The sequence below is a fragment of the Oceanobacillus sp. HCA-5259 genome, assembly GCF_037892815.1.
GTDB lineage: Bacteria > Bacillota > Bacilli > Bacillales > Amphibacillaceae > Oceanobacillus > Oceanobacillus indicireducens.
On record NZ_JBBKBV010000001.1, the window covers coordinates 34,840 to 60,316 of the forward strand.

At 38.1% G+C, this 25,477-nt stretch carries 28 protein-coding genes, 1 pseudogene and 1 riboswitch; of the genes and pseudogenes, 11 read left to right on the forward strand and 18 right to left on the reverse strand.

All coding sequences use genetic code 11. The features are described from left to right. The first annotated feature begins 164 nt into the window (after window positions 1-164). The 3 genes from WKU33_RS00130 to WKU33_RS00140 all read left to right on the forward strand — a co-directional run bounded on the left by WKU33_RS00130 (window position 165) and on the right by WKU33_RS00140 (window position 2,702). A complete protein-coding gene (locus WKU33_RS00130; protein WP_340452648.1) occupies window positions 165-710 on the forward strand; it encodes a transcription repressor NadR in 546 nt (181 codons plus the stop codon). Between the two features lie 254 nt (window positions 711-964). Then, a complete protein-coding gene (locus WKU33_RS00135; protein ID WP_340452650.1) occupies window positions 965-1,129 on the forward strand; it encodes a hypothetical protein in 165 nt (54 codons plus the stop codon). After that, entirely contained in the window at window positions 1,119-2,702 is a 1,584-nt protein-coding gene (locus WKU33_RS00140; protein ID WP_340452652.1) for a hypothetical protein, read from the forward strand. Before WKU33_RS00135 ends, WKU33_RS00140 begins: the two co-directional genes overlap by 11 nt. Here WKU33_RS00140 and plsY read toward each other — a convergent pair. The 4 genes from plsY to WKU33_RS00160 all read right to left on the reverse strand — a co-directional run bounded on the left by plsY (window position 2,673) and on the right by WKU33_RS00160 (window position 5,128). After that, complete coding sequence (plsY, locus tag WKU33_RS00145; protein WP_340452654.1) at window positions 2,673-3,293, reverse strand: glycerol-3-phosphate 1-O-acyltransferase PlsY; 621 nt, start codon at window positions 3,291-3,293, stop codon at window positions 2,673-2,675. The two genes, WKU33_RS00140 and plsY, sit on opposite strands and share 30 nt — an antisense overlap. Before the next feature lie 223 nt (window positions 3,294-3,516). Next, window positions 3,517-3,783, reverse strand: coding sequence for a barstar family protein (locus tag WKU33_RS00150; protein ID WP_336253189.1), 267 nt, complete (start codon window positions 3,781-3,783; stop codon window positions 3,517-3,519). A 1-nt stretch (window position 3,784) separates the two neighbouring features. After that, on the reverse strand, window positions 3,785-4,267 hold the full coding sequence (locus WKU33_RS00155; RefSeq protein ID WP_336253188.1) for a ribonuclease domain-containing protein: 483 nt from the start codon (window positions 4,265-4,267) through the stop codon (window positions 3,785-3,787). Window positions 4,268-4,462: 195 nt separating this feature from the next. Continuing rightward, complete coding sequence (locus WKU33_RS00160; RefSeq protein WP_336253187.1) at window positions 4,463-5,128, reverse strand: hypothetical protein; 666 nt, start codon at window positions 5,126-5,128, stop codon at window positions 4,463-4,465. A 298-nt stretch (window positions 5,129-5,426) separates the two neighbouring features. Between WKU33_RS00160 and WKU33_RS00165 the strand changes: the two genes are divergently transcribed. Then, complete coding sequence (locus WKU33_RS00165; RefSeq protein WP_336253186.1) at window positions 5,427-5,561, forward strand: hypothetical protein; 135 nt, start codon at window positions 5,427-5,429, stop codon at window positions 5,559-5,561. Window positions 5,562-5,593: 32 nt separating this feature from the next. Beyond that, window positions 5,594-5,737, forward strand: coding sequence for a hypothetical protein (locus WKU33_RS00170; protein ID WP_336253185.1), 144 nt, complete (start codon window positions 5,594-5,596; stop codon window positions 5,735-5,737). 527 nt (window positions 5,738-6,264) lie between these two features. Here the strand turns inward: WKU33_RS00170 and WKU33_RS00175 are convergent. From WKU33_RS00175 to WKU33_RS00185, 3 genes are read right to left on the reverse strand one after another with little or no spacing between them, the layout of a single operon-like run. Continuing rightward, window positions 6,265-6,516, reverse strand: coding sequence for a hypothetical protein (locus WKU33_RS00175; RefSeq protein ID WP_336253184.1), 252 nt, complete (start codon window positions 6,514-6,516; stop codon window positions 6,265-6,267). A gap of 1 nt (window position 6,517) precedes the next feature. Next, on the reverse strand, window positions 6,518-8,365 hold the full coding sequence (locus tag WKU33_RS00180) for a DUF6792 domain-containing protein (RefSeq protein ID WP_340452658.1): 1,848 nt from the start codon (window positions 8,363-8,365) through the stop codon (window positions 6,518-6,520). A 7-nt stretch (window positions 8,366-8,372) separates the two neighbouring features. Then, window positions 8,373-8,975: a hypothetical protein gene (locus WKU33_RS00185; protein ID WP_340452660.1), complete on the reverse strand. Its 603-nt coding sequence runs from the start codon at window positions 8,973-8,975 to the stop codon at window positions 8,373-8,375. A 207-nt stretch (window positions 8,976-9,182) separates the two neighbouring features. Here WKU33_RS00185 and WKU33_RS00190 point away from each other — a divergent pair, with 207 nt between their 5' ends. The 3 genes from WKU33_RS00190 to WKU33_RS00200 all read left to right on the forward strand — a co-directional run bounded on the left by WKU33_RS00190 (window position 9,183) and on the right by WKU33_RS00200 (window position 10,652). Continuing rightward, window positions 9,183-9,338, forward strand: a complete 156-nt coding sequence (locus tag WKU33_RS00190; protein WP_336253181.1) for a hypothetical protein — start codon at window positions 9,183-9,185, stop codon at window positions 9,336-9,338. A gap of 154 nt (window positions 9,339-9,492) precedes the next feature. Continuing rightward, window positions 9,493-10,404, forward strand: a complete 912-nt coding sequence (locus tag WKU33_RS00195; protein WP_340452661.1) for a transposase — start codon at window positions 9,493-9,495, stop codon at window positions 10,402-10,404. A 29-nt stretch (window positions 10,405-10,433) separates the two neighbouring features. After that, window positions 10,434-10,652, forward strand: a complete 219-nt coding sequence (locus WKU33_RS00200) for a hypothetical protein (protein WP_156857336.1) — start codon at window positions 10,434-10,436, stop codon at window positions 10,650-10,652. A gap of 188 nt (window positions 10,653-10,840) precedes the next feature. On the opposite strand, the gene WKU33_RS00205 is transcribed toward WKU33_RS00200, so the two are convergent. Then, a complete protein-coding gene (locus WKU33_RS00205) occupies window positions 10,841-11,938 on the reverse strand; it encodes a transposase (RefSeq protein ID WP_156857337.1) in 1,098 nt (365 codons plus the stop codon). A 257-nt stretch (window positions 11,939-12,195) separates the two neighbouring features. Here WKU33_RS00205 and WKU33_RS00210 point away from each other — a divergent pair, with 257 nt between their 5' ends. Further along, window positions 12,196-12,783, forward strand: coding sequence for a gluconate 2-dehydrogenase subunit 3 family protein (locus WKU33_RS00210; RefSeq protein ID WP_156857338.1), 588 nt, complete (start codon window positions 12,196-12,198; stop codon window positions 12,781-12,783). Here the strand turns inward: WKU33_RS00210 and WKU33_RS19030 are convergent. Together WKU33_RS19030 and WKU33_RS00215 are read right to left on the reverse strand one after the other, a co-directional pair. Next, entirely contained in the window at window positions 12,776-12,877 is a 102-nt protein-coding gene (locus WKU33_RS19030; RefSeq protein ID WP_370459799.1) for a putative holin-like toxin, read from the reverse strand. The two genes, WKU33_RS00210 and WKU33_RS19030, sit on opposite strands and share 8 nt — an antisense overlap. Then, on the reverse strand, window positions 12,878-14,101 hold the full coding sequence (locus WKU33_RS00215) for a CynX/NimT family MFS transporter (RefSeq protein ID WP_156857339.1): 1,224 nt from the start codon (window positions 14,099-14,101) through the stop codon (window positions 12,878-12,880). 691 nt (window positions 14,102-14,792) lie between these two features. After that, window positions 14,793-14,895, forward strand: a riboswitch (TPP riboswitch). A 135-nt stretch (window positions 14,896-15,030) separates the two neighbouring features. On the opposite strand from WKU33_RS00215, the gene WKU33_RS00220 reads away from it, so the two are divergent. Continuing rightward, on the forward strand, window positions 15,031-16,314 hold the full coding sequence (locus WKU33_RS00220) for an acetylornithine deacetylase (RefSeq protein WP_156857340.1): 1,284 nt from the start codon (window positions 15,031-15,033) through the stop codon (window positions 16,312-16,314). A 702-nt stretch (window positions 16,315-17,016) separates the two neighbouring features. On the opposite strand, the gene WKU33_RS00225 is transcribed toward WKU33_RS00220, so the two are convergent. The 4 genes from WKU33_RS00225 to WKU33_RS00240 are packed head-to-tail and all read right to left on the reverse strand — an operon-like array spanning window position 17,017 to window position 20,731. Continuing rightward, window positions 17,017-18,021, reverse strand: a complete 1,005-nt coding sequence (locus WKU33_RS00225) for a FecCD family ABC transporter permease (RefSeq protein WP_336252661.1) — start codon at window positions 18,019-18,021, stop codon at window positions 17,017-17,019. Continuing rightward, complete coding sequence (locus WKU33_RS00230; protein ID WP_336252662.1) at window positions 18,018-19,013, reverse strand: FecCD family ABC transporter permease; 996 nt, start codon at window positions 19,011-19,013, stop codon at window positions 18,018-18,020. Before WKU33_RS00230 ends, WKU33_RS00225 begins: the two co-directional genes overlap by 4 nt. 4 nt (window positions 19,014-19,017) lie before the next feature. Then, window positions 19,018-19,935, reverse strand: coding sequence for an iron-hydroxamate ABC transporter substrate-binding protein (locus WKU33_RS00235; RefSeq protein ID WP_336252663.1), 918 nt, complete (start codon window positions 19,933-19,935; stop codon window positions 19,018-19,020). Further along, window positions 19,889-20,731 (reverse strand): ABC transporter ATP-binding protein, encoded by an 843-nt coding sequence (locus WKU33_RS00240; RefSeq protein WP_156857344.1) that lies wholly within the window; start codon window positions 20,729-20,731, stop codon window positions 19,889-19,891. Before WKU33_RS00240 ends, WKU33_RS00235 begins: the two co-directional genes overlap by 47 nt. Window positions 20,732-20,872: 141 nt before the next feature. Here WKU33_RS00240 and WKU33_RS00245 point away from each other — a divergent pair, with 141 nt between their 5' ends. Then, a complete protein-coding gene (locus tag WKU33_RS00245; RefSeq protein ID WP_156857345.1) occupies window positions 20,873-21,967 on the forward strand; it encodes an NAD(P)/FAD-dependent oxidoreductase in 1,095 nt (364 codons plus the stop codon). Between the two features lie 55 nt (window positions 21,968-22,022). Here WKU33_RS00245 and WKU33_RS00250 read toward each other — a convergent pair. From WKU33_RS00250 to WKU33_RS00265, 4 genes and pseudogenes are all read right to left on the reverse strand, one after another. After that, window positions 22,023-22,732, reverse strand: a pseudogene (locus WKU33_RS00250) (SDR family oxidoreductase). Between the two features lie 339 nt (window positions 22,733-23,071). Continuing rightward, entirely contained in the window at window positions 23,072-24,427 is a 1,356-nt protein-coding gene (gene celB, locus WKU33_RS00255; RefSeq protein ID WP_340452669.1) for a PTS cellobiose transporter subunit IIC, read from the reverse strand. A 21-nt stretch (window positions 24,428-24,448) separates the two neighbouring features. Then, window positions 24,449-24,952 (reverse strand): hypothetical protein, encoded by a 504-nt coding sequence (locus tag WKU33_RS00260; RefSeq protein WP_188859098.1) that lies wholly within the window; start codon window positions 24,950-24,952, stop codon window positions 24,449-24,451. Window positions 24,953-25,065: 113 nt separating this feature from the next. Continuing rightward, window positions 25,066-25,389: a PTS cellobiose transporter subunit IIB gene (locus tag WKU33_RS00265; RefSeq protein ID WP_340452673.1), complete on the reverse strand. Its 324-nt coding sequence runs from the start codon at window positions 25,387-25,389 to the stop codon at window positions 25,066-25,068. Window positions 25,390-25,477 lie beyond the last annotated feature (88 nt).

Sequence of the window (25,477 nt, forward strand, 5' to 3'; positions counted from 1 at the left end):
TTTTCTTTTTAATAGAATTAACTTGTTAATTACTTCACATACATTGCATAAAAATAAGCTGAGTGGGATAATGTATGTGGGTGTCATGACACCTATATTTACACAAAATCAATATAATAGCAAGGGCTAATTATAAGAATTTTTATAAATAAGGGGATGAAGACATGCAAAGTAAAGAAAAAATGTCATCCAGTGAGCGCCAACAACTGATTATAAATGAACTGAAGAAGTCGAAAGAGCCAATTACCGCATCCAAGTTCGCGGAAAAAGCGAATGTATCGAGACAAGTGATTGTGCAAGATGTGTCGATTTTAAAGGCAAAGAATGAGCCAGTTGTTGCAACAAGTCAGGGTTATATTTATATGGGCAATCAACCGGAAGACAACCTGGTGCGAAAGACAATCGTTGTGAACCATACGCCGGAACAGACGTTAGAAGAATTGTATATTATTGTCGATCATGGGGTGACCGTGAAGGATGTGAGTGTGGATCACCCGGTTTATGGGGATATTACCGCTTCGATTCGGGTGAGCAATCGAAGGGAGGTTGATCTTTTTTATGAGAATTTGCGGGGACCGAATGTTGCGCATTTATCTTCGCTGACGAACGGGTTGCACCTGCATACGTTGGAGGCAGATTCGGTGGGGAAGATTGAGGAGGTTTGCCGGGAGTTGGGGGAGGTTGGGGTTTTGGTAGGAACGGCAGATTAAGACGAGATCAGTCTAATTTGGAGAGAAAAATTTGTGCGATGGAAAGCTAGTTAGACGCTATCAATTTACAGGTGTTTTTATAACACTCAACTTTCGCAGAGTAAAGGTGACATCTAATCCTTATCTGGTATAGTGTTTTGGAAATTCATTATGAACCTTGACATCTGCCGATTATAAAAAAGAAAAACACCTCCACTTTTGGTATAGTTTAATTATCGAGAAAAAACTACCAAATAGAAGAGGTGCCTCCTACTATGGTAACGAATAATGACCATAATAATCAACTGCCAACCGAATTAAAATTTGGTTTTAATGAATTACAATTACAGATGTCATCAGTTATGGATACGGTCCCTGTCCCTTCCATAACCCTACACACAATTAAATTAATATGCGGGGTGCTAAACAATGAATTATAAAGAGTTCATGGAAATTGTTAATAAAAAATTAACGAGTATGTCAGACTCTGAAAAAGATAGTTGGATATACAATCTAGCTAGAGTCACGAAAGAAGATAAAAGAATTGCATTTTTAAACTTTACAATTGATCAGCCAGGCGAACATTTAATTACTCCCGATGTGGAATGGATAGGAGCATTCTGTGAAGATATAGAAAGTGGAGAAATTTATTTTGAATGCACTGGCTATGAAGTGTACGGTGAAAACTATTGGGATAGTGATTTTAAATACGATTATTTCGATGAATTTAAAATTGGTAATGATTTGTTAAGGGCATTCCAGCAAGCAGAGGAATTGTTATACCAAAAAAATTACATTCAAGCTGCTAAACTTTATGAATCGCTATGCATGATGGTGTTTCAAACAAATGAAAGGGATGCAGGAGAGTGGGATGAGCTTGAACTGGAGGATCTTGTAGAAGAAAATATAGTAGAATTAGATTTAAACCATATTGCTAAACATGCTATCTATGCAAAATATCAGGCTACGGAAGGAAAACGGAGACCTGCTGCATTATTTAATTATTTCACATGGAAAATGTCAACAAATCTAAGAATGGAAGAAATATTTATTATAGGCCCTGAGGCGCTTGCGGATCTGGATTTATTTATGGAAGACTGGATTTCCTTTTTAGGAAATAAACAAGGGGATTTGGCAGGGAAACTATTGATCGAAGCATGTATGTATCAAGGGGGAATTCATCGACTATGTGAAACAGCTAAGGTCGTGTCGGCAACCCATCCCATACTGTATAAATATGCATGTGAGCATCTATTGAACCAAAACCAAGTGATAGAGTGTGAAAAACTCGGACTTGAAGCAATGCAACAGTTACCTAAAAACCTGATTATTCGAGCTGAAATTGCGGATTTGACTGCTAAAGCTGCAAATAGTTTAGACCATCATGAAACGGTAGAAAAATGCTATGTGGCTGCCTTTTATTCGGATTCAAGTTTAAGTAACTATCTACGTTTATTTCAATTAACTGAAGGTGGACGCGAAATAACAAGCCAAGCAGCAAAATATGCAAAAACATTGCCCGAACAAAAAATAGATTACGATTATCGAGTAAATCGACAATTACTAACAAATAACCTTTCAAAGGAACAAAAAGAGGTTATAGCTTTTTTTAATGCTGAATTTGAAACTGTCTATGAAGATTGTAAAAAAGAGACAACTAAACTGGGTTGGAGTAACAGTTTCATAGGGATAGCTGTGCCACTTTTTATTTTAGCGCTAAATAAGAACTCGGAAATTACAAAAGCTGGACAACAGCTTATCAATGGTTTTGTACACAGACTAGGATATACGAATTCCAATAGGGATTGCTTTCTAGATCAGTTCCTAACTTGGAAAGAAAAAATTGATTTATCTGCTGAACAATATGAAAAATATATTCAATGGTTATCAAAAGTAGTAGACCAAAGAACAGAAGCCGTCATCACAACCCTTTGCTTAACTAATTCTAAATTTTTATACAATATCCTCAGTGTAGCTAAAAAATCAAAAAGTAAGTTTATTTTCTGTTCCTGAAAGCAACCTTTGTATATTTTCCCTGTGTTTAATTATAATGATAAGAGCCATTAGGCATACAAATATATTGAAATATAAAGTATGCTCAAAAATAGGAATAAATGAAATAACTGCTATAAGTGTTGTAGCACCTATGGTACCTAAAGATACATAACGTGTTAAAGCTATTATTATTACAAAAAAAATAAGGCATAAAAGACCCATAATCCAGTCAATCATAAATAGTACAGCTACTGCTGTTAGTGCTCCCTTACCCCCTTTAAACTTAAAATATATCGGCCAGTTATGCCCTATAACAGCTCCTGCGCCTGCCGCTAAGAGGCTTAAGGAATCCATTGCCCCTCCCGAATAAAAGTAAACACCAAGTAACAAGCCTATAAAACAAGCAATTATACCTTTTAATATATCTCCTATAAGAACAAAAGCTGCAGCAGGTTTCCCAAGTACCCTTAGAGTATTTGTAAGCCCGGCACTATTACTTCCATGGATTCTAATGTCCGTGCCGTATATTTTCCCTACAATCACTGCTGTATTAAGGCTACCTAAAAAGTAACCAAAAGCTAAGGCCACAAAAAGCTTTAAAATATCCATGGTCTCTCCTCTTGTTTGCCCCATTATTCAGTCTATTCGTTGTTTTGTATCTGTACTTCCCAACTATGTAATTTGATTTTTTATTATCTTTTTCTACGGTGTAACTGCCATTAAAATTACCTATCAGAGCATAAACAAACATTAGCCATGGAAGATTCAGGTGTGGCATAAATCGCTAGCATATTTACAACACTTGTCACTGAACCAACCATCAACTACCGACTCAACCCCTAAACACAATCCTCTGATTCTTCTCAGCCACGTCCTCAAATACTTTTATTATGGACTCTCCATAACTTCCAAGCTGCTCAAGCATTTCTTCACGATAAATCAAGCGAATTTCAAGGGGATGATGGTAGGTGCTTAGGGCGTCCCATAGTGCGTCAAGATTGTTCCCGTAATATTCATCAAGATGCAGTACAGTTTTTAAATATAGATGTACTGCATCTTTATCCTGCATTTTTCGCCCATCAAGTGTGATGTGTTCCATTTTATTCATCTCCGTATAATAAGGTAAATGTATCATAATGATCGTCGGTGTAGTAAATTAATCCGTCATTGGAATAAACAATGCGCTTTGGACCGCGATAGCCGCCTTCGTAGTCTATATCAGCTTCATAATACTGTCTATTCGCTTTGTCAGGGAGGCTTCCCTCTCTGTTTCCAAATCTGTCGCCGCCAATACTTTTCTGATCAGTTACTTCCCAAAGGTTCCCTTCACTAGCCACCCAGCCTAACTTACTAGCTTCTGACTTTGTAATATAATTGTCTGGAAGTTTATTAAAAGTATGGATATATAAAGCAACCTCATCCTTGCTTGTATAATAACCATCTTCCTCTATCAACCGTTCTGTATTTGCGGTGGCAGGTTCTGGTGCTGACTCATCAAAAGCAGCAAATAGATCTGCAGCTGAACAACTAGTTAAAATAACTCCAATTAGGAGTATGCTTAGTAAATATATGATTCGTTTCATTCATCTCACCTTTAATCTAATTTCTAATCATTATAACAAATGATTTTGTATAATACGTAATAGATTCAAATATAACTTGATTTGCTATAATAAGATAATGAAAATTAAATTAATACGGACGAGGGGGTTTTTACTTGAAAAAGAAATTACTCATTCATGCGTAATCTCATTTCATTAGTAGATATAAGATTTTACTCATTCGCTTTCATTTGATCCTAAAGTAAATTGAATCGACTCAATCTGTTCTTTCATTCTAGCCTTACTTTCAGTCTTCAATTCCTCACATTCTTCCTTAGAACCAACACATTCCGTTTGATATATAATTTCTATCCCGCCATTCTCTACCTCATTTTGCAAAAAACCCGCATACCCATGATATGGCCCTTCCCTCTCGAAATAAGAAAGATATAAGGTCTGATTTTCAGAAGGTAATTTTTCATATTCAAGTTCTTGTCCTACCCGTTCATTAATTATATTTAAGATAGTACCTTCTCGCCCTGTTTCATCTAAAGAATCATAGTTCAGTCTAATTGAACTCTTAAGTTTGCCCTCATCAATGCCTATAAATATACCTTCATAATCCTTCTCCTTTAATGCATAGCCATGCCCATCTATCATTCCATTTAAGGGAAAATCCATTTCATACTTCCCGGTCCCAGATAAAAAAGGATAATAACCAGATCTCGTTTCTTCCGTAGATTCTAATAATCCTCGAGTAAATTCATCCTCAAATGCCCGGCCATCTGGCAATTCATCTTCGTTCATTTCTGACGGTCTCTTCGTTTGTTCTTCATTATTCACTTGGCAGCCTACTAGTAGAAAGATTAATATGAATAAAATCAAATACGCCCATTGCTTCACATTCTAGCCTCCAATAACATCTGATTAACAATAAAAATAATTTAGTCTACTGGTGATAAGTATAATAAGGAACAGGATAGAATGGAAGAGTGGGGGTGTTTTCTGAATTATTTATCGCAGGTTAACTGGTTGTAAGACCCCCACTTCAATCATTCAGCTGATTTGATGAACAGCAGCCTGAGCGAATCGAAATGAATTCTTATGACGATTTGAGTCTGGTTGCCCAATTTATTGACAACGATGCAGACCACAAAAGGCTGTAATTCTCACGCATGACTTTCGTAACACTGGAGATGACATGGGTAAGTTAACGAAATTTTATTATGACAGGGGATTTGATATTTTACTTCCGGATGCACGAGGGCACGGAGAAAGTGATGGAGACTATATGGGATATGGCTGGCATGATCGAACACCGGTAGCAATCATTTGACTTCACGAGGTGTTACTTGGCATACGTATGAGATGGGCTCTAAGTCGGTCCTCACCGGTTTAAAGCCGCAACTTGCGAAGAAAATTGCTTTCTTAGGAGTAGCCAATACTTTACAGACAGAAGTGAAAGGGACCTTGCAACAAGCATTTACAGGAGTATTTGACAGCGAAATCTGAAGAAATAGCACACTCTCCTAATGAGCATAATGAACTATACCAGCCAATCTAGACGTATGGAGAAAGAATTTTCACTTGAATGCATTGCTGACATACCTAATAAGTAGTTGAACCAGGGATAAGCCTGATTCAACTGCTTATGTTTTTGTGCTTTTCTTTTTGAATCGGTGTTCTAATTGGGTACGAGTACTTCTTTTTAGATTTCCTATACTTATATCACTTAACCAACCATTGAAATTGAGCAGTAAATCGGGGCTAAGAGCGGATTTTTATAATCAATTACAACATATTTTTAAGTAGACTGAATAACTGTTATATTAAATTTTGAAGAAGTGAATATACGGTTATGAATCTTTTGAAAGTCAAATGTTCGATTGTTAGTTCTTCATCTGCCTCTTGTTTCGTCTAGGAGGGAGATGGATGGCTTTTCTATTGTTATTCCTATTACTTAATAACGAATATATTTTCATAGGCTATGGTAATGCGTTGTGTTTTCATTTCATCTACTTGCTCATCGAATCGATTAACTACCTGTCCAATTTTACATCAAACAGCAGGTTCGTATTCCAAACCTCTAATTGTTTTGTTTTCAGAACCATCTCATCGACTATCTCTCCCTTTTGCCCTTCATCAATAAAAGTCTTATTTACGAGAGAGAAAAATTCTGTGTCACATTTTCTAATACGATCTGCGTGTCTTATTAAAGTGTCTTTTTTATATGAAAAATCTTTCAATGGAAGTAGATCTTCCGTAACTGTGATTGAATGCGTCTCACTCATTTTACACACCCCTCATTAAGTCAAACTGTTTAGAGATACGCTCATCCTCTTCAAACAAAGATTCAATTGCTTTGCGATAGCCTTCTATTTGTAAGCGTGCTTTTTCCACCGACTCTCTTAATATGTGTATTTCTTGATTGAGATCCGCTTGTTCGAGTGGATATAGTACCTCATGTACTCGAATACCTGTGACTTTTTTCGTGAATGTCGGATATAATCCATGCTTGGCAAGTAGATGATGATACAGACGCGGGCTTCCCTCCATATCATTTATTTTATGAATGACTTTTCTTCTTTCATCCTTGTAAGCATCCATTATTTCCATTTCAATAGCCTTGGAGAATTGCGCTATTTCGGCTTCCTTTTCTTGTAATACTCTCGCGCCTTGTTGGTACATTTGAAGGGCGGCAGACATATTCACTTTGATTTCTTTTTTTCCACTAGTTGCTGTAAAAATCATATCTGGTCCTATATATGATTTTTTCCCTCCGGTTATGGATTCTAACAATTCTAGGATTCCATGACTTTCTCCTATCCTATTCAAGATATCAAGAAAATCCTCCTGGTTTAATGTTTCTAGACTTTTATGAATGGAGTATATATGCATGATAACTTTCAGAATAGATCCAGTATCACCACCTAATTGTGCAGAAAAGTTACCAGAATCTCGAATTACAACGTTTCTTTCTATCGCAGTTTTTATCCCCAAGAGTTCATGCTCAATTTTGGCTATTTCGGTGACAAGCACTTTTTTTTGTTTTTCTGTGATATAGCCAGCTTCCTGAAATCTGCCGAAAATAATATCTGCATTACTTGTAATCGTTTGGATATGTGACAATAATTCGGGAACTTTCTCATTCAAATTTCTAATTAGGGTATCCAATTCACCCTGTTTTGATATATATAATTTAAGCATATCTCCAGCCCCATCGACTCCTCTGATAAGATCCATATCAACTCCTAGAATATCGTAAAGCGCCGCATCTAATCCACCCTCCTGGGAAGCTGTTGTGTATTGAATGGCTAATGCTTGAAAATCCTGTATGACGTGATCTGGAATATCATCCATGATTGACCGCAGACCTGGATAATCTGGATTTGTATCAATATACTCCACCTCACCGAGCGTAAAAAATCCACGTGTCCCACTAACGGCATAGAGGGGATCATCGAGTGAAATGACTTGGTGAATGTTATCTGCTTTGTCTGCGTAATAGTTTTTTGCGAATGCTTCGAGTTGTGCAGGGTCTAGGTTGTAGATGGCATTTTCATCAGACACAGGAATGGAAAACCTTTTATTTAGTTTTTCTGCAAAGTCTTTATCAGCATAATATAGTTGATAATAGTTAGTTTGAGCACCATTAACACTATAAATTTTATCAAAAGTATCATGAAGTAGAAGTGCAGTCGTGTTATTATTATGAGCTAAAGAATGAGAAAGACCAATGACACTTAATTCATCTTTAGTTTCAATGTGGTGAATCACTTCCTTAGTAAATAAATTAGTTGCTCTAGCTTGAGAGTATTCTAGACCTGCAAACATAGCTTTAAGATTATATTCCCAATCCTTCATATCTTGGGTTCCTTGAGAAATGACATAGAGTTCATTAATCCCCCCTTTTTCAGAATAGAAATGAACCGCTGTCCCATCATATCCAGTATCTTTTATATCCGGATTCTCGGACTCCGAAGTATGGAATATTTCTATATTTGCACCAATCTCCTTTCCATATTCTTCTATATACAATTGTTTTAGTTTACTTTTAAAATCTTCTTCTTTGAGACCCTTATATTCTAAATCAACCATGCGTAATCTCATTTCATTAGTAGATATAAGATTTTCACTCATAAGTTACTCATTCGCTTTCATTTGATTCTAAAGTAAATTGAATCGACTCAATCTGTTCTCTCATTACATCTATACTTTCCGCTTTTTTGGCCTCACATTTTTCTTTGCTTGCATTACATTCTGTCTGATATATAATTTCTATCCCGCCATTCTCTACTTCATTTTGCAAAAAACCCGCATACCCATAATACATTTCAGTTTCAAAATAAGAGAGATATAATGTGCTGTATTCCGAAGTGAATTTATCATATTCAAGTTCCTGACTTATTCGATCATTAATCATGTCTAATTTCAAATCTTCACGCCCTCTCCGATCTGTTGAATAATAGTTTAGGCTAAGTGCACTTTTCAGCTCTCCATTATCTATGCCAACAAATACACCTTCATAATCTTTATCTTTTAGAGCATAGCCTCTTTCACCTACTCTTCCGTTTAGAGGAAAATCCATTTCATACTTCCCGGTCCCAGATAAAAAAGGATAATAACCAGGTCTCGTTTCTTCCGTAGATTCTAAGAATCCTCGAGTAAATTCATCTTCAAATGCCCGGCCATCTGGCAACTCATCTTCGTTCAATTCTGACGGCCTCTTCGTTTGTTCTTCATTATTCACTTGGCAGCCTCCTAGTAGAAAAATTGATATGAATAAAATCAAATACGCCCATTTCTTCACATTCTAGCCTCCAATAACATCAAATTAACAATAAAAATAATTTAGTCTTCTGGTGATAAGTATAATAAGAAACAGGATAGAATGGAAGAGTGGGGGTTAATAATAGGTTAATGAATGATAAAAATGAAATTTACAGGGGGATATTGTTTGAAAAAGAAATTTCTCATTACTTTAGCGAGTATTCTTGCTGTCGTATTTATCGGGTTCATTTTTGCAGGCAACTATTTTTACGGACAGGGAATAAAAAGAGGAACCGAGGTAGAATTGCACCGTGAGGATTCAACTATTAATCCATATGATTGAGTCAAGGTTTTCTAAGGATCCTTGTGATAGATTCTAAAATTAGCCCATCTTAAGGTGTTTGAATAATTTGCATTTAATTAAAAACATGCTATATTATAAGCAGAAACAGCACCTCCGTCATCGCACCAAACCCCACCTAAAGGATGTGATTAAAATGGCAGCCCTGCCACAGCTTATTAAAGAAGAACCCTCAAAATCAACCTACACAAAACATGATCAACTGTACAAGGACCTCATCAAAACATTTTTTAAAGAATTTCTCGAAGCATTTTTTCCCGACGTTTACGAAGGTATTGATTTTCAAGCGATAAAACTATTGTCTGAAGAAGTGTATACCGATGTATTACAAGGGGAAACCCGCAGGCTGGATATTGTTATTGAAACAACGCTAAAAGGGACAGATGTCGTAGTAATTGTCCATATTGAGCCGCAAAGTTATGAACAAAAGGATTTCCATAAGCGCATGTATCACTATTTCAGCATGCTGTATAATAAGTATCAAAAACCGATAGTGCCTATTGCTGTACTAACTTATAAAGCAGAATGGGAAAGAAACCAGTACACAATGGAACTCCCTTTTTTCCATGTGCTGACATTCAACTATCTGACACTGCATCTAAAGAAAAAGAACTGGCGTGATTATATTCTCTCTGAAAACCCAGTTGCTGCAGCACTTATGAGTGAAATGGGATATCAGGAAAAGGAAAAGGTACAGGTTAAAAAGGAATTTCTGCGCATGATGGTGAAAATGAAATTAAACCCAGCCAAGCAGCGTATTGTCTATGGATTTTTTGAGACATATTTAAAACTAACTACAGAACAGGAGGAACGGCTAATGAAGGAAATTGAAGAGCTGCCAGAAGCAGAAAAGATTCTTGAGATACCAATCTCGTATGAGGAAAAAGGAAAAGAAATAGGTAAGGAAATAGGTAAGGAAATAGGGAAAGAAATAGGTAAGAAAGAAGTTGCCATGGAAATGTTGAGAAAAGGATTAGATACCAACCTTATAGCGGAAGTCACCTACTTGGATAAAGAGGAAATAAAGAGATTAAAAGAAAAAATATAAAAACTCCTACAGAACAGGAGGAACAGCTAATGAAGGAAATTGAAGAGCTGCCAGAAGCAGAAAAGATTCTCGAGATACCAATCTCGTATGAGGAAAAGGGAAAAGAAATTGGGAAGGAGATAGGGAAGGAAATAGGTAAGAAAGAAGTTGCCATGGAAATGTTGAGCAAAGGATTAGATATCAATCTTATAGCGGAAGTCACCTACTTGGATAAAGAGGAAATAAAGGCTTTAAATGAAAAAAATTAATAGCACCTAGCTGATATAAAACCTCTCTGTTATTCCGAATATGGCAGAGAGGTTTTTTAAATAAAATCAAGAACACTCGTGATTTTAGTCTTGGGATAAATTACTACCAGGCATTATTTCTAACTCCTCGGATAAGCCATGTTTTCTCGATGTCTGATGTCCTTTTTGAAAGAAGCTTTTTTCTTGCGTTAATGATTTTGCGGTTTGATATAGGCCGTCTGTTGTTGCTTCTTTAAATACACATCATTTTCTTCGCTTTCATATCCGGAATCTGCGACGATATGGCGATACGCGAAGGGGAGATTTTCCTTTAAATATTGAAGCATTGGAATCAATGTTGTTGTGTCGTTTCGATCGGAAAACACATTAATTCCAACGATAAATTCCGCATCCACGGCAGCTTGGACATTATAGGCCGGTTTGAGTTGACCATTCCGCATATGATCATCTTTCATACGCATAAACGTCGCATCATGGTCTGTTTTGGAATAGCTGTTTCGTTTCTCTCCCATAATCTGATTGGAAGCATCATAGTGTTCTTTGCGCTGAAGCATTTCCTTTACTTGTTCATGGTAACGTTGAAGGACGTTTTTTCTTTTCCCTTTGCCATAAACAAACGTGATGTTTTCTTCCTCTTGTATTTTCTCCAGGAAAGCAAGTACTTGTTTCAAATCATCCAAAAAGGTCTCGTAAGGACTTGTGAAGATCTGACAGTACGTTGTATTAATCTGTTCCAGAAGGGCTTGCCATTTGGTATACATCTTGGCTTCATGCTTGGTGATTGCCTTTTTCCATACAAAAGAATACCGATTGGCATACGCTTCGATTTTTGTGCCATCTATATAGATTGTTTCACCGGTAATCGCTTCTTGTTGATAGAGCCACACGACTTGTTGGAAGAAGAGCTGTTCCATTACGCTATCAGTCAGATATTTTTGCTTGAAACGACTGATGGTGGAATGATCCGGAGCTGTATACCCTTGAAGAAGCCAACGAAAATTGATATCCCGGCGACATGCTTTTTCGATTTCGCGGGAAGAATAGATTTTTTGCGAAGCTGCGTAGGTAATGACCTTAAATAGAATGACTGGATCGACTGCCGGTTTTCTCCCTTTTGGAGAGTACGCCTGTAATAGTTCTCTATAATCCATCCTTTCACATAAGAGGCAGTGAAGTCGGACCGAATCATCCATCGGAATCATTTCTTCTACATCCATCGGTAGATATAATTGATAATTACCGGATGTTTGCGTATACTGGGGTTGTATTATTGTTTTATTAGTCATAAATTAATAATACACGAGAGCAGACCCTTTGTGGTCTGTTTTTTTGTGTTTACACAAAAAAGCTGTTGTACAATCAGTTATCTGATGTGCAACAGCCCCGTTTTAAGTATTGTAGCTAGCTTTACATAAACTAAAAGTATTTTTCTTTGTTTATATGTCTAAGCTAGAGAAAAGTGGTTATTTGGATCATTTTTTAACTTTTACTCCATTTTTGGCAAATATAAGTGCTTTCAATTAATAAATAGGAGGTTATTTCTATGTCAGACGACAAAAAGAAAAATAATACAGGTGAAAAACAAGGTACAGACCGTTGGAGACGTACATTTTTAAGAAACTCAGGCATAGCCGTTGGGGGCATTGTTGTTGGTGGTACAATCGGGGGTTTACTTGGTAGTAATAAAAATACAGAAACCGATGTGGCACCAGCAGCACCCGAGGAAAATCCAAATATTGCATTGATGTTTTTCTATCCTGATGAATATCAGACTACAGTAGCCGCTTGTGAACGTATCTTCCCAGCGGATGACTTAGGACCAGGCGCAAAAGATTTAAATGCAGCAATCTATATTGACCATCAGCTTGCCAGTCAATGGGGGATCAACGGCAGTGATTATCGATTGGGTCCATGGTATGAACCGGAGGAAACGCAAGGAGAACAGATTAAGCTTTTCCGAAAAGACTTATTCCGTTCAGGTTTAAAAGAACTGGATAATCACAGCAACAAAGAGTTTTCTCAGAAGTTCGTTGATTTAGAACCTGGTCAGCAAGATGAGGTATTAATCGCATTTGAGCAGGGGGAAGCAAATGATTTATCAGGTGTACCTTCATCTGAGTTTTTTAAATAGAGGCAACGACTGCGATTAACGCAATGATCATTGTGGAAAAAGAAATCATTAACGTCAAAGTTTGGAATGTTGCCTCAGTGTAAAAGTTGCATATTTAATTTAATACATATTTATTTCTTCCTGCTAGAAAGCCAAAGATCATTATTAATGTAGATATTAGAATTAATACAATTAATGGCACCGTCCAACTCGTTGTTAAATCAAATACTATGCCTATCGCAAAAGGACCTGCAGCAGCTAATAAATATCCAATCGACTGGGCCATACCCGATAACTCTGAGGCTTGTTCAGAGGTTTTTGCACGTAAGCCTAGTAGAGTTAAAGCTAATGCGAACCCACCATTTAACGTGATGCCAATTAATGTAATACTTATAATCAATATAGGCATCGAGCTCCCTAGCAGAAGACCGCTATAACCAAAGAAAGCTGATAATCCCATCGATACAGCAATAAGGCTTTGGGATCTCACTTTACCGGCAAAGGTCGGTACTAAAAAGCTAGCGGGAAGCCCAATAATCTGTGCGAAAGATAGGAGCCAACCAGCTGTCGTTAAACTTACACCATTTGAAATCAACATTTCAGGCAACCAAGATATCGTCACATAAAATAAGAATGATTGTAAGCCTAAAAGGGTTGCAACCTGCCATGCCAAGGCGGAACCCCACATTCGATTATTAGCCGAATTATTACTTTCTAGTTGTATCTGTTTTCCTTCATTGTTTACTGTATTTTTTCTTGTTATATATATCCAAATAAGGACAGCTAGGATTGCAGGTATCATCCAGATTTGCAGAGATAATTGCCAATTTCCATTTAACATTTTTGTAAATGGATAACTTAACCCTGAAGCAGAGGCTGCAAATATATTCATAGCTGTTGAGTAAACACCTGTCATGAGTGCAACCTTCAACGGGAAATTATCCTTAATTATTCCTGGTAATAAGACATTACATATTGCAATACCCGAACCAATAATAAGTGTTCCTAGCAATAACGGGGTAAGAATTGCGAAAGAGCGAATTAGAATACCGATAATGATTAAAAGTAAACCAATGATTAATGCAATTTCGCTTGTTAATTTTCTAGATAACTTTGGAACAATTGGTGATACAATGGCAAATGTAATCAGGGGTAAGCTTGTCAATAACCCTGCCGTTCCATTCGTAATATCAACGTCATCTCTGATTAAACGAATTAAAGGACCGATTGACGTAATAGCAGGCCGTAAGTTAAAAGCTACGAATATAATTCCAATTGTTAAAATAAGGTTCTGTAAATTAAAAGGACCTTTATTGATAGCATGATCTGTATTCTTCATGAAAGACCTTCTTTCAATCTATATTCCAATATTAAATAGGATATCATTCAAACAAACATACATCAATCATTGTTATTCGCTTGAAGCAAACATCCTAAATAATATTCTTTCTGGTATTCAAGTATAGATTTATTAGAAAATAAGCATTGCAACAATGGCGCCGTTCAGAAGATTTGCTAATGTAGCTCCGATTAGCGCTTTCATCATTAGTTTTTGAATTTGAGGTACCATATCTGATCGTTTGCCCGCGAGTCATTATGGTAGCTCAATGCTAGTTAAGTAAAACCAAAAACCGGACAAGGGGATACTTTTATAACTAAAATAGACATGTTTGTTTATAGATGCAAATATAATGTTGCTGACATACACTTTAAGCTGTTTTCTTTTTTTGAAGAGTAATTTCAACATGATGACGCTATATATGTAATCTAAATAAAACCCCCTAATAAGACACTTGAATATGCCTGTATTAGAGGGTTTTTCTTACTTACCGTCGAATCTTTTTTTTAGTATAACTGAAATTTTATTTTTAATTAATGATAATTAATTATGATAAAAAATGAGCTAAATAGTCCTGCATACATTTCGTTTTATCATAAGAAATCAAAATAGAAGAGAGTACATCAAACAGAGGTTGCAGTTTAACAATCAATATGACATACTAAACTTAATGTCTGAAAAATCCATATTTAATCACCACTAGGGGTGTTTTACTGAAAAACTGAGAGAGGTAATCCTCAACCCTTGAACTTGATCTAGTTTGAACTAGCGTAAGGAAGCGGTGAATAGAACAGATTGAAGAACATGTTTTTTCATGTAACTAATTTGTGTCTTATTCTAACCACTTCTATTTTCTAGGAGTGGTTTTTTTGTTTAGGGAGGTGAATGACTAGTTGTCTATTAAAATAAATTAGAGAGGGAGTTATCTAATGGATATAACGGTTGAACACTTATTAAAGCAAGTCGACGCAAGAAAAATGGAATTAATTGATTTATTATCAAAGCTCATTGAATATAATACATCTGCGCCTCCTGCTCGGAATACGAAAGATGCACAGAATTTTATCGCTGATTATTTACATCGAATGGGCTTTGAAATCGACATGTGGGACGTGTATCCAAATGACCCGAATGTTGTTGGTGTGAAAAAGGGAATAAAATCTACTACACATAATAGTCTCATCATCAATGGTCATATTGATGTAGCTGAGGCTCGTGAAGATGAAGTGTGGAAAACGAATCCATTCGAGCCGATTATCGAAGAAGATCGGATTATTGGTCGAGGAGCCGCTGATATGAAGGGCGGGCTTGCTAGTGCATTATTCGCAACGAAACTATTGAATGAAGCGGATATCGAATTGCCAGGAGATCTGATTTTCCAATCTGTTATAGGTGAAGAAGTTGGTGAGGCGGGTACGTTGCAATGTTGCGAGCGAGGGTATAATGCAGACTTTGCGCTTGTAGTAGATACGAGTGATTTACATATCCAAGGTCAAGGCGGTGTAATAACTGGGTGGATTACGGTAAAAAATCCGCGTACGTTTCATGATGCGATGAGAAGGAACATGATACATGCTGGCGGTGGTCTGCCTGAAGCGAGTGCAATTGAAAAGATGATGAAAGTTATAGAAGGCTTACAAGAGCTGGAGCGCTATTGGGCTGTAACGAAACAGTATGAAGGATATCCGGCGGGAACGAATACGATTAATCCTGCTGTAATTGAAGGGGGACGCCATGCGGCATTTATTGCTGATGAGTGTCGTTTATGGATCACGGTGCATTATTATCCGAATGAGACGCATGAACAAGTGAGTAAAGAAATAGAAGACTATATTCTTCGCATTGCCAAAGCAGATCCTTGGTTGTGCCATCATCCGCCTACTTTTGAATGGGGTGGAACTTCGATGATTGAAGAACGCGGGGAAATCTTCCCATCATTAGAAGTCGATAAGAATTATACTGCGGTTCATGCGCTAGCCGCGTCTCATGAAATGGTACACGATAGTAAGGTGGTCATCGATGTTTCCCCTTCTGTTACCGATGGAGGATGGTTTGGGCATATGGGGATACCGGCAGCGATTTATGGACCGGGTGAGTTCAGGCATGCACATGCGGTCAATGAGGAGGTTTCTATTCAACAACTTCTTCAATTTACGAAAACAATGATTCAATTTATCTATGAGTGGACGAATCAAAGGAAAACAAAATCGTAAAAGGAACGATGTCCATCAATGAAAAAGTGGTATGCTCAGCAGTTATGAATTATGAGACTTAAAGGATTTGAATCTGTCTTATAGCAGGGTTCTATTAGATAAAACAGCTCTAAATTCGTGAAACAGTCTCATATAAGGTTCTAAAAGCGAATTGAAATATCTAATGGGTGAATTTCATATTTTTGCAGAAGTGAAAAAATGGAGAGTATATTAACTGATCTGGGATTGTGACAATTTCGTTCGTGCACTTCTTGCATTTCCCATTATTACGGACTACTATGTTAAATCTTTTTGAAGTGTGAGTATCTAGTCATCTATGCTAGACTCGTTCATAGTTCCAAATATAAATAATTAAAACAGCATTGGTAGTTAAAATCCGATGCTGTTTTGCTATTTAGTCAGACATATAGATAATATAGAAGTCAGTTTTTTCCAAAAGTAAAGATTTATAAGGAGGTTGTGCAACAGGTGCAATCCTTCTAATTACGGATGTTTCTTTCTCTAAGTCTTCTAACTGAAATCGATAAAAATCGGATCGGTTCGTTATCTCTTATATGTTCCTCATTATAATCATTGGAGTTTATATCTTCATCATACTGTTTGGGTTTTTCCGGGAATCATCCTGGTGTGGAATAATTGAAGATGAAATGACTGCAAATCGTTATCCATTTGCAGCCATTTTTTATTTTAATCGTTTCATCCTCAATCCCTCACCAACAAATAAACAAAATATGGCGCACCAATCAAAGCAACCATAATTCCAGCCGGAATCGTTGTATCAATCAAATTTCTTCCAACTGTATCCGCAACCAACAGCAACCAGCCACCAAGTAAAATCGCAACCGGGATAAACAATTGATTCCTCGGTCCGACTAGGGATTTCGCAAGATGTGGTGCAATCAGTCCGATAAAGCTGATCCCCCCTGTGACAGAAACGGCAGCAGCTGCTAATGCAACAGCTGTTAAAAGTAGCGTGACGCGTTCTCTCTCAATGGAAACCCCAACACCAACTGCAACAGGTTCACTTAACCCAAGCAGGTTCAACCGGTTCGCTTTATATAAAGTAAATGGAATCAAAACGACAAGCCAGGGAAGGAGAGCCACAATAAATGGCCAGTCGGTTCCCCAGATATTCCCTGCGATCCATTTGGCGATAAAATCTACTTTCTCCCGCTCGGCAGAGGAAATAATCACAATCATCGCACCTGACAGTGCCGCAGAAAATCCGATTCCGATGAGCACGAGATTTACAGGCTGCAAGCCACTTTTTTTACTATAAGCAAATAGATAAATAAGGAAACCAGTGATAACTGCGCCGAGAAATCCAACAACTGGAATCATATAAACAAAGCGTCCAGCTTCAATCGGAAAAAATAAAAAGAAAACGGCAATGGCGACTCCCGCACCGGAATTAATTCCGATAATACCAGGATCAGCCAAATCATTTCTCGTAATTCCTTGCAGGATTGATCCAGACAGAGCGAGTGCCATCCCAGCTAGAAGGGTAATCAATATCCGTGGCAAGCGAATCGAATATAAGATGAATTCCTCATTTCTACTGCCAGATCCGAGAAGCGTCTGAATGAGTCGGTCAAAGGTTAAGCTGGATGAACCGATGCCCATGCTTATTATAACCGTCGTTATAATAAGTAATAGTGAAATAACTAAAATGATGCGCTGTTTATTAATTAATGCCGGATGTATCATACGAATGCTTTTCCTCCTTTACGAACGATGAGGAGGAAAAATGGTAAGCCGATCACAGAGATGATAGCGACAACAGGCGTTTCAAATGGTGCATTCAACGTACGCCCAACCGTATCAGCGAACAGCATGAACGTAGCCCCTGCAATCGCAGCCATTGGTAAAATAAACCGATAATCCGTCCCAACGATTGCTCGGACGATATGCGGGATCATCAGTCCAATAAACGTCATATTCCCAACCAGGGCAACGGATGCGCCTGCAAGGATAATAATGGCGATAAAGAGCAGGATTTTAACTTTGAAAATATTTTGTCCAAGGCCTATCGCTACTTCTTCATTTAAACTGAGAATCGTCAGCTGCTTGGAAAGGAAGATGGCCAGCACAATCCCGATAAGGATAAAGGGCATGATAATTTGCAGTTGCTTCCAATTCGTGCCGATCATTCCGCCTGCTGTCCACATGGAAATGTCTTTTGATATTTTAAAATAAATTCCAATTCCCTCAGCAATGGCAACTAGAAATGCGGAGACGGCAGCTCCGGCAAGTACAATGTGAAAGGGAGAGAACCCGCCTTTTTTCATGGAACTAATGCCAAATACTAATCCGGCACCGATTGCCGCTCCGATAAAACAGGCAACCATCGTTAGAAAGTAGTTGGCTGTAGGAAGGAGGGCAATCGTAATTGCTAAAGCCGTATTCGCACCGGCCGTTAAACCGAGGAGTCCAGGATCGGCAAGCGGATTCCTGGTTAAACCTTGCATGATCGCACCAGATACAGCAAGCGCTGCTCCAACAGCAATTGCGGCAATTTCCCGGGGTAAGCGAATATCACGGATAATGGAAATTGCGTCATTCTTATTGGATGTTGTGAGCGCGAGCCACACATCTTGAACTGAAATTTCTGCTGCACCAAAGCTCATTGCAAGAAGAAACATGCAGATAAAGATGGGAATGGCTAGAATAAATTTGAATGCTAAAGCTTTTTCCTTCATAATTTTACTTTCCTAGAAATCCTTCTTCAAAGAGTGTGAGCTGCTTCTCCAATGTAACCGGGTCGCTGAATGATGCACCTTCCCCTTGCATATCAATCACATTACCATTTTTCACAGCCGGTATGTTCCTGTAGGTGTCCGTTTCCTGGAAGGCGGTGTCTGCCTCGGAATATTTACTTAGCACGATATAATCCCCTGCAAATTCCGGGAGCACTTCTGCCGATAATGTATAATAACCTGATTCGGATGCATGTTCTTTTACTTTTTCAGGCATTTTAAGTTTCATTGAATCATATAAGATTTCTGTTCCACGGGCAAAGTCCTCACCGTAAACATAAAGATCTTTGCCATAGGCTTCCATAACCGATACGGTTGCATCTTCACCAATCTTGGCACGGACGTCTTCCCCGATTTGCTCCGCGCGCTGTTTAAAGTCTTCAACCCATTCTGTCGCTTCTTCCTCTTTCCCAAGAAGTTTGCCAATTTCGATATGTTGGGTTAAATAATCTACTTTTCCCCATGTATAGGTTACAGTTGGTGCAATTTCTTCTAATTTATCGAGATTGTTCACCGTTGATAGCGCAATAATTAGGTCTGGTTCTAATTCCAAGATCCCTTCCAGATCATCCTCTGAAACTTCTGCTACATCTTTCAATTCTTCTTCAAAGGTCGGATTGTCTTTAGACCAAACATCTACACCGACAACGTTCACCCCTAAATGGATGACATTCCCTGTATAGCCAGAGAGGATGACGACCCGTTCGGGATTGGCGGGAACCTCAATCGGGCCTGTCTCCGATTCGTATGTAATTGTTTCCCCTTCGCCTTCTGGTGCGTCACTTGTTTCTTTCGTTGTATTGGAATTGCTGCATGCGTTAATGAGAATGAGCAGCAGCAAAAATGGGATGATTCGTTTCTTCATATTGTTTTTCCCCTTTCAGTAGGTTGTACGTCATACACATAGGTTTATTCGTGCGCGGATCCCGTCCGATGACGGCATCGATTTGAAAAACTTCCCGGAGCACTTCCGAATTTATAATTTCTTCACAAGCCCCGGCTTTCACGATCTCTCCATTCTTTAATGCAATGATATAATCGGCGAATCGAGCGGCTTGATTTAAGTCATGCAACACCATAATAATCGTCCGGTTATGTTCTTCGTTTAGTTTCTGTAATAACTCTAAAACCTCGAGCTGGTGCGCCATATCTAAATAAGTTGTTGGCTCGTCCAGAAAGATAATTTCCGTTTCTTGTGCGAGTGTCATTGCAATCCAAACTCGTTGGCGCTGACCGCCGGAAAGGGAGCTGATGGGCCGGTATTTAAAGTCCGCTATACCTGTAACTTCAAGTGCCCAATCGATGACTTCCAAATCCTTTCTCGTTAAACGTCCGAAACCGGTCTGATAAGGGAATCTCCCGTAGGATACTAATTCTCCAACTGTTAACCCGTCGGCACTTTCAGGAGTTTGAGGAAGTATTGCCATTTTTTTCGCGAGCGTTTTCGTATTTTCTTTTGCAATATCTTTCCCATCTAACAGGACGGAGCCTCCTTGGTGAGGGATAATCCGTGTAATAGCCTTCAATAAAGTAGATTTTCCACAACCGTTGGATCCGATGATCGTTGTAATTTTCTTATCTGGAATGGTTAAACTGAGATTTTTAACGATTGATTGATCCCCATAGCCAATATATAAATCTTCACCGGAAAGGCGGGTCATTTGTATTACCTCCATCCTAAATTAGTGATATTCACTGATAATGATTATCAATTTCAATTATATATGTTAATATATAATTAAATTTTCAATGTGTCAATGTCTATTCAAGATTAAAATAATGTGGGGTTGGAGTGGATGACGATGAAACAAGAGGAACTGTTTGATGTAACGATTATTGGTGGAGGTCCGGCCGGGCTCTATTCCACTTTCTATAGCGGTTTACGGGAAATGAAGACGAAGCTGATTGAATATCAGCCGCGTCTTGGCGGAAAGATCCATGTCTATCCGGAAAAAATGATTTGGGATGTCGGTGGAGTGCCGCCCGTTCCAGGAGAAAAGCTGATGGAACAGTTAGTCGACCAAGCGTTGATTTTTGAACCAGCCGTAGTGTTGAATGAGAAAATAGAAGCGATTTCTCGTAATGAAGAAGGAATTTTTGTATTGCGATCCGCTTTAGGAGACATGCATTATTCAAAGACAGTAATTGTTGCGGTTGGGGCAGGAATTCTAAATCCGAAAAGACTGGAGATTGAAGGAGCGGAACAATTTGAAGCCGCGAATATTCATTACGCAGTTACGTCACTTAAGCGATTCCAAGGTAAAACTGTGCTTATTTCAGGAGGTGGCAATGCGGCGATTGACTGGGCGAATGAACTCGAACCAATCGCGAAAAAAATATATATGACCTACCGAAAGAGTGAACCGACTGGTCATGAAGCACAAGTGACCCAGTTACGGAACAGCTCTGTGACGCAGCTTTCGCAAACGACGATTACGAAATTAGTCGCTTGTGAAAACCATGAAAAAATCAAATCTGTGGAACTGACGGATCGAGTGACAGGGGAGAAAATTGAAGTTACTGTTGACGATGTGATCATTAATCACGGCTATGAACAGGATGCGAGTTTACTACAAGAGAGCGATTTGAATATTCAAATGAAGGATGATTTTTTCATTGCTGGTAATACACATTGTGAATCATCCGTTCCTGGTTTATATGGGGCGGGGGATATTGTAGCTTTCGATGGTAAACTAAATTTGATTGCCGGTTGTTTCCAAGATGCTGCGAATGCCGTGAACCGGGCGAAGCAATATATTCAACCGCAGGCCGAGGAATATGCGATGGTATCGTCGCATAATGATCTTTTCAGGCAGAGGAATCAGGAATTAGTGGAGGAGATGATGAGGGAGGAGGCCTGTTGCAAAGAGACTGTGGGTGGTAGGCATTGTAAGTAAAAAGCATCTACACTAAAAATCAATCAAAAGAGGGACCTTCATAGGCCCCTCTATTTTACACCGGTCGCACCGTAATCTCGTTAACATTCACATAACTAGGCTGGGTAACAGCATAGACGACAGCCTTTGCGATATCAGTTGGCTCAAGCTTTTTACGGCCATTCCAGTTGTTATCACTGCTTAAGCTCGTATCAACCATACCTGGTGAAATATTGGTTATCCTTACACCTGTTTTGGCGAGTTCCTTTTCTAACCCTTGAGAGATAACCCGAACAGCATGTTTTGTAGCACTATAGACGGTACTTGTCTTTGTTACTTCAAGGCCAGAAACAGAAGCAATGTTAATGATATGGCCAGTAGAACGGGATAGCATGGAAGGTAAGACAGCATCAATGCTATAAAGGGTACCCTTCACATTCACATCGATCATTTTTTCCCATTCCTCCACCTGTCCAGATTGGACGGTGGCTGTTAGCATTTGCCCAGCATTATTGACAAGAATGTCTACATTCCTAGCTCCGTTTGTGCCTGTTCCACGAGTTGATTAACGTCATTCTTAACGGATACATCCGCCTGGACAGCAATGACTTTCACTTTTCCGTTTGTTATTTCTGCAATTTCATTCTTTAACTCGTTTAACTTTTTTAGCCTGCGGGCGGCTAGGACGACATTTGCCCCCTCACTAGCTAATTCCTTAGCAATAGCAGCTCCAATCCCAGCACTGGCGCCTGTTACAATCGCCGTTTTCCCTTGTAATTTGTTCAAGATAATCTTCTCCTCCTTATTGTACCGCTACCATCCCGCTCTTTTATCTCTTTGATATGAAAGCGATTGAAAGTATTCTAAATGGATAGCAAAAATAAAGCATTTGCACTAATTATTAAGCATTTGTTGATAATACTCAAGGGGTATGCATACTACTGATCAAAGTGATGGACAAGAAGCAAGGACTGTAGAAGATATTACTCAAAATAAAAACAAGTCATTCATTATGAAAGAAGAGTAAGCGGTTTTTGAATGAAAAAGCAGCAATATCAGAAGGGGTCTATCTTTCCAATATGCTGCCTTAATCTAGTTATTCAGGATCGCAACTTATAATTTAGTTTAAATTAACGCTTCTTCACCTTCTTCTTGCTTAACTAACTTACTATCATACATTTTAATGAAGGGCAGCCAAACTATAAATGCTGCAATAGCAGAAACCAATGCAACAATGATTGCCAAATAGTCTCCACCTGTACTCAAGAAAGCTCCGGCACCAATTGGAGTAGGCCAAGGAAGATGTGCGATAACAGCACCTATAATATTTAGTTTGATCGCCCAATAACCTATTGATGCTGATACCATTGGTGCTAGGAAAAATGGGATTGCTAAAAAGGGATTATAGACAATTGGTAATCCGAATATTAGCGGCTCATTAATATTAAAAATACCAGGAGCAAGAGCGGCTTTGCCTAGAACTTTTAATTGCTTTGATTTAGCTAAAAATGCAATGAAAATACATAAGCCTAAAGTAGCCCCCGAACCACCCATATAAACAAATGCATTTTGGAATTCGCCTGCAAATGGAATGTTTGCTCCATCTATGTTAGATTGCAAGTTTGTTAGAACGATTGGTGTCAAGAAGCCTGAAATAATAGTTGCCCCATGAATACCTACAATCCAAAGAGCGGAGATTAAGAAGTAAATAATTAAAATACCTACCCAGCTACTTGTTAAATTAACAACAAAGCCAAAAGGAATTGCAACAATCTTAAAGATATCAGTCCCCAGTGCAACTAGAATACCATTGATTAATAAAACAACAAAAGCTACTAGAAATGCCGGAATTAGGGCTGTGAATGACCTGGACACACCCTCTGGAACGGCCTCAGGCATTTTAATAACCCAATTTTGTTTAACGCACAATCTATAGACTTGCACCGCTATAACGGACATAATAATTGCTGTGAATATTCCTGTCGCCCCTAAGCGACTTACCCCATCTGCAACCATTTCCCACCCATGGACAATTGTATTGTCTTCATCAATTAGATGTACGAGAGTCATTTTCCCATTCTCGATAACTAACTGAGGAACAGTCATAAAAAATGCAAACAAAGATAGTAAAGCACCATTTAACGGGTTTAGGTTTAGCTCTTCTTCTTCAGCAAATATTTTTGTATACTCATACCCAATAACGAGGCCAAAATATAACGCTAATATTCCCATCGTTGTTTTGTTTGCTAACATATACAAATCACTAATTCTGAAAAATGTATTATCAAAAAAGCCCTCTAAAAAAGTAAATGTCTCTGGTAGTACGTTCAAGACTAAGAACATCGATCCTACAATTACAAACGGAATAGAAGTCATCCCTGCAGCCATTATGGCACGCACTATACGGAAGGACGCAATTTTACCCATTGGACCCATTAGATACTTCTCTAAGAAAGCAAATACTTTATTTCCATTTTCCATTGTAATTTCCCCTATCTATTATTAATTAATAGCTTGTTCATATTCCTTGATGCGTTCAAAATGTTTATCCTCATTATGTTTAATCGAATGTAAACGCTTGAGAGTGATCGCACTTAATATTATTCCTAACATTAATATCGCTAAAATAAATAGTTTAGACGACCCTTTTTCAATTAGGAAAGGGTATAACTGGGTAAAGGAAGAAGAAAAATAAGTTGGTAATAACAATATAATATTTATCACAAGTTGAATTTTAAAATAGAATTTTGTGTGTGTTGCATTATTAGTATGACTGCTAAATATTTTTACCTGTTCGGCAGCACTCACAACAAATACGATGATTAATACCAATGGGATAAAGAATAGTGACGAATCACTCATCAATAATGAGATTAACCAATAAAAATTTGTAAAAAAGAATAACGCGGATACATATCTTACAAGTAAATATCGATTAAAATACATTGATTTTACACTTAACTTTTTTCTGTTTTGTACTATCTGTGCCATTTCATCTTTTTTCATTTAAATCCCTCTTCTATTAATCCAGCTCTCGCTACTAGCGTTTAGTAGCGGGGAAGCTGTTTATTAATAAGCGTGCCTTATTTCCACTCAATTGGACTTAATCTAAGAGCAGATCATTCATCCGGAAACTCTTGTAAAATCACATTCGCTAACTTTTCAATCCCCATAGGAATCGGAACATATGCCTGAGGTGGGATGTTTACAACTGGTTTGCCTGAACAATCCCCGGCATCTTTAAGCCTTTTATAGTACATTTTTGTTTGAGGACTTACCAAAAATAAATCAAAATCACCTTTTTCAATCAGTTTTTGACCTTCATTAGCTCCTGTTGCTTCTAATTCAATATCATGGCCCTCCTTTTTAAGAAACTCTGTTGTTTTCTTAGCCATTAAAGAAGATGACATACCACCTGCACAAATAATTAACGCCTTTTTCATTTTACATCCCTCCATAGAATTATAATTTCGTTATTTAGAAGCTATCGTTAATCCAAGTACCGAGACATACCGTCGACAGCGCTTACAT

Bases quoted from the DNA above. Each gene is read 5' to 3' on its own strand.
- WKU33_RS00130 (WP_340452648.1), top strand. From the start codon at position 165: ATGCAAAGTAAAGAAAAAATGTCATCCAGTGAGCGCCAACAACTGATT.
- WKU33_RS00135 (WP_340452650.1), top strand. From the start codon at position 965: ATGGTAACGAATAATGACCATAATAATCAACTGCCAACCGAATTAAAA.
- WKU33_RS00140 (WP_340452652.1), top strand. From the start codon at position 1,119: ATGAATTATAAAGAGTTCATGGAAATTGTTAATAAAAAATTAACGAGT.
- plsY (WP_340452654.1), bottom strand. From the start codon at position 3,293: ATGGATATTTTAAAGCTTTTTGTGGCCTTAGCTTTTGGTTACTTTTTA.
- WKU33_RS00150 (WP_336253189.1), bottom strand. From the start codon at position 3,783: ATGGAACACATCACACTTGATGGGCGAAAAATGCAGGATAAAGATGCA.
- WKU33_RS00155 (WP_336253188.1), bottom strand. From the start codon at position 4,267: ATGAAACGAATCATATATTTACTAAGCATACTCCTAATTGGAGTTATT.
- WKU33_RS00165 (WP_336253186.1), top strand. From the start codon at position 5,427: ATGGGTAAGTTAACGAAATTTTATTATGACAGGGGATTTGATATTTTA.
- WKU33_RS00170 (WP_336253185.1), top strand. From the start codon at position 5,594: ATGGGCTCTAAGTCGGTCCTCACCGGTTTAAAGCCGCAACTTGCGAAG.
- WKU33_RS00175 (WP_336253184.1), bottom strand. From the start codon at position 6,516: ATGAGTGAGACGCATTCAATCACAGTTACGGAAGATCTACTTCCATTG.
- WKU33_RS00180 (WP_340452658.1), bottom strand. From the start codon at position 8,365: ATGAGTGAAAATCTTATATCTACTAATGAAATGAGATTACGCATGGTT.
- WKU33_RS00195 (WP_340452661.1), top strand. From the start codon at position 9,493: ATGGCAGCCCTGCCACAGCTTATTAAAGAAGAACCCTCAAAATCAACC.
- WKU33_RS00200 (WP_156857336.1), top strand. From the start codon at position 10,434: ATGAAGGAAATTGAAGAGCTGCCAGAAGCAGAAAAGATTCTCGAGATA.
- WKU33_RS00205 (WP_156857337.1), bottom strand. From the start codon at position 11,938: ATGACTAATAAAACAATAATACAACCCCAGTATACGCAAACATCCGGT.
- WKU33_RS00210 (WP_156857338.1), top strand. From the start codon at position 12,196: ATGTCAGACGACAAAAAGAAAAATAATACAGGTGAAAAACAAGGTACA.
- WKU33_RS00215 (WP_156857339.1), bottom strand. From the start codon at position 14,101: ATGAAGAATACAGATCATGCTATCAATAAAGGTCCTTTTAATTTACAG.
- WKU33_RS00220 (WP_156857340.1), top strand. From the start codon at position 15,031: ATGGATATAACGGTTGAACACTTATTAAAGCAAGTCGACGCAAGAAAA.
- WKU33_RS00225 (WP_336252661.1), bottom strand. From the start codon at position 18,021: ATGATACATCCGGCATTAATTAATAAACAGCGCATCATTTTAGTTATT.
- WKU33_RS00230 (WP_336252662.1), bottom strand. From the start codon at position 19,013: ATGAAGGAAAAAGCTTTAGCATTCAAATTTATTCTAGCCATTCCCATC.
- WKU33_RS00235 (WP_336252663.1), bottom strand. From the start codon at position 19,935: ATGAAGAAACGAATCATCCCATTTTTGCTGCTGCTCATTCTCATTAAC.
- WKU33_RS00240 (WP_156857344.1), bottom strand. From the start codon at position 20,731: ATGACCCGCCTTTCCGGTGAAGATTTATATATTGGCTATGGGGATCAA.
- WKU33_RS00245 (WP_156857345.1), top strand. From the start codon at position 20,873: ATGAAACAAGAGGAACTGTTTGATGTAACGATTATTGGTGGAGGTCCG.
- celB (WP_340452669.1), bottom strand. From the start codon at position 24,427: ATGGAAAATGGAAATAAAGTATTTGCTTTCTTAGAGAAGTATCTAATG.
- WKU33_RS00260 (WP_188859098.1), bottom strand. From the start codon at position 24,952: ATGAAAAAAGATGAAATGGCACAGATAGTACAAAACAGAAAAAAGTTA.
- WKU33_RS00265 (WP_340452673.1), bottom strand. From the start codon at position 25,389: ATGAAAAAGGCGTTAATTATTTGTGCAGGTGGTATGTCATCTTCTTTA.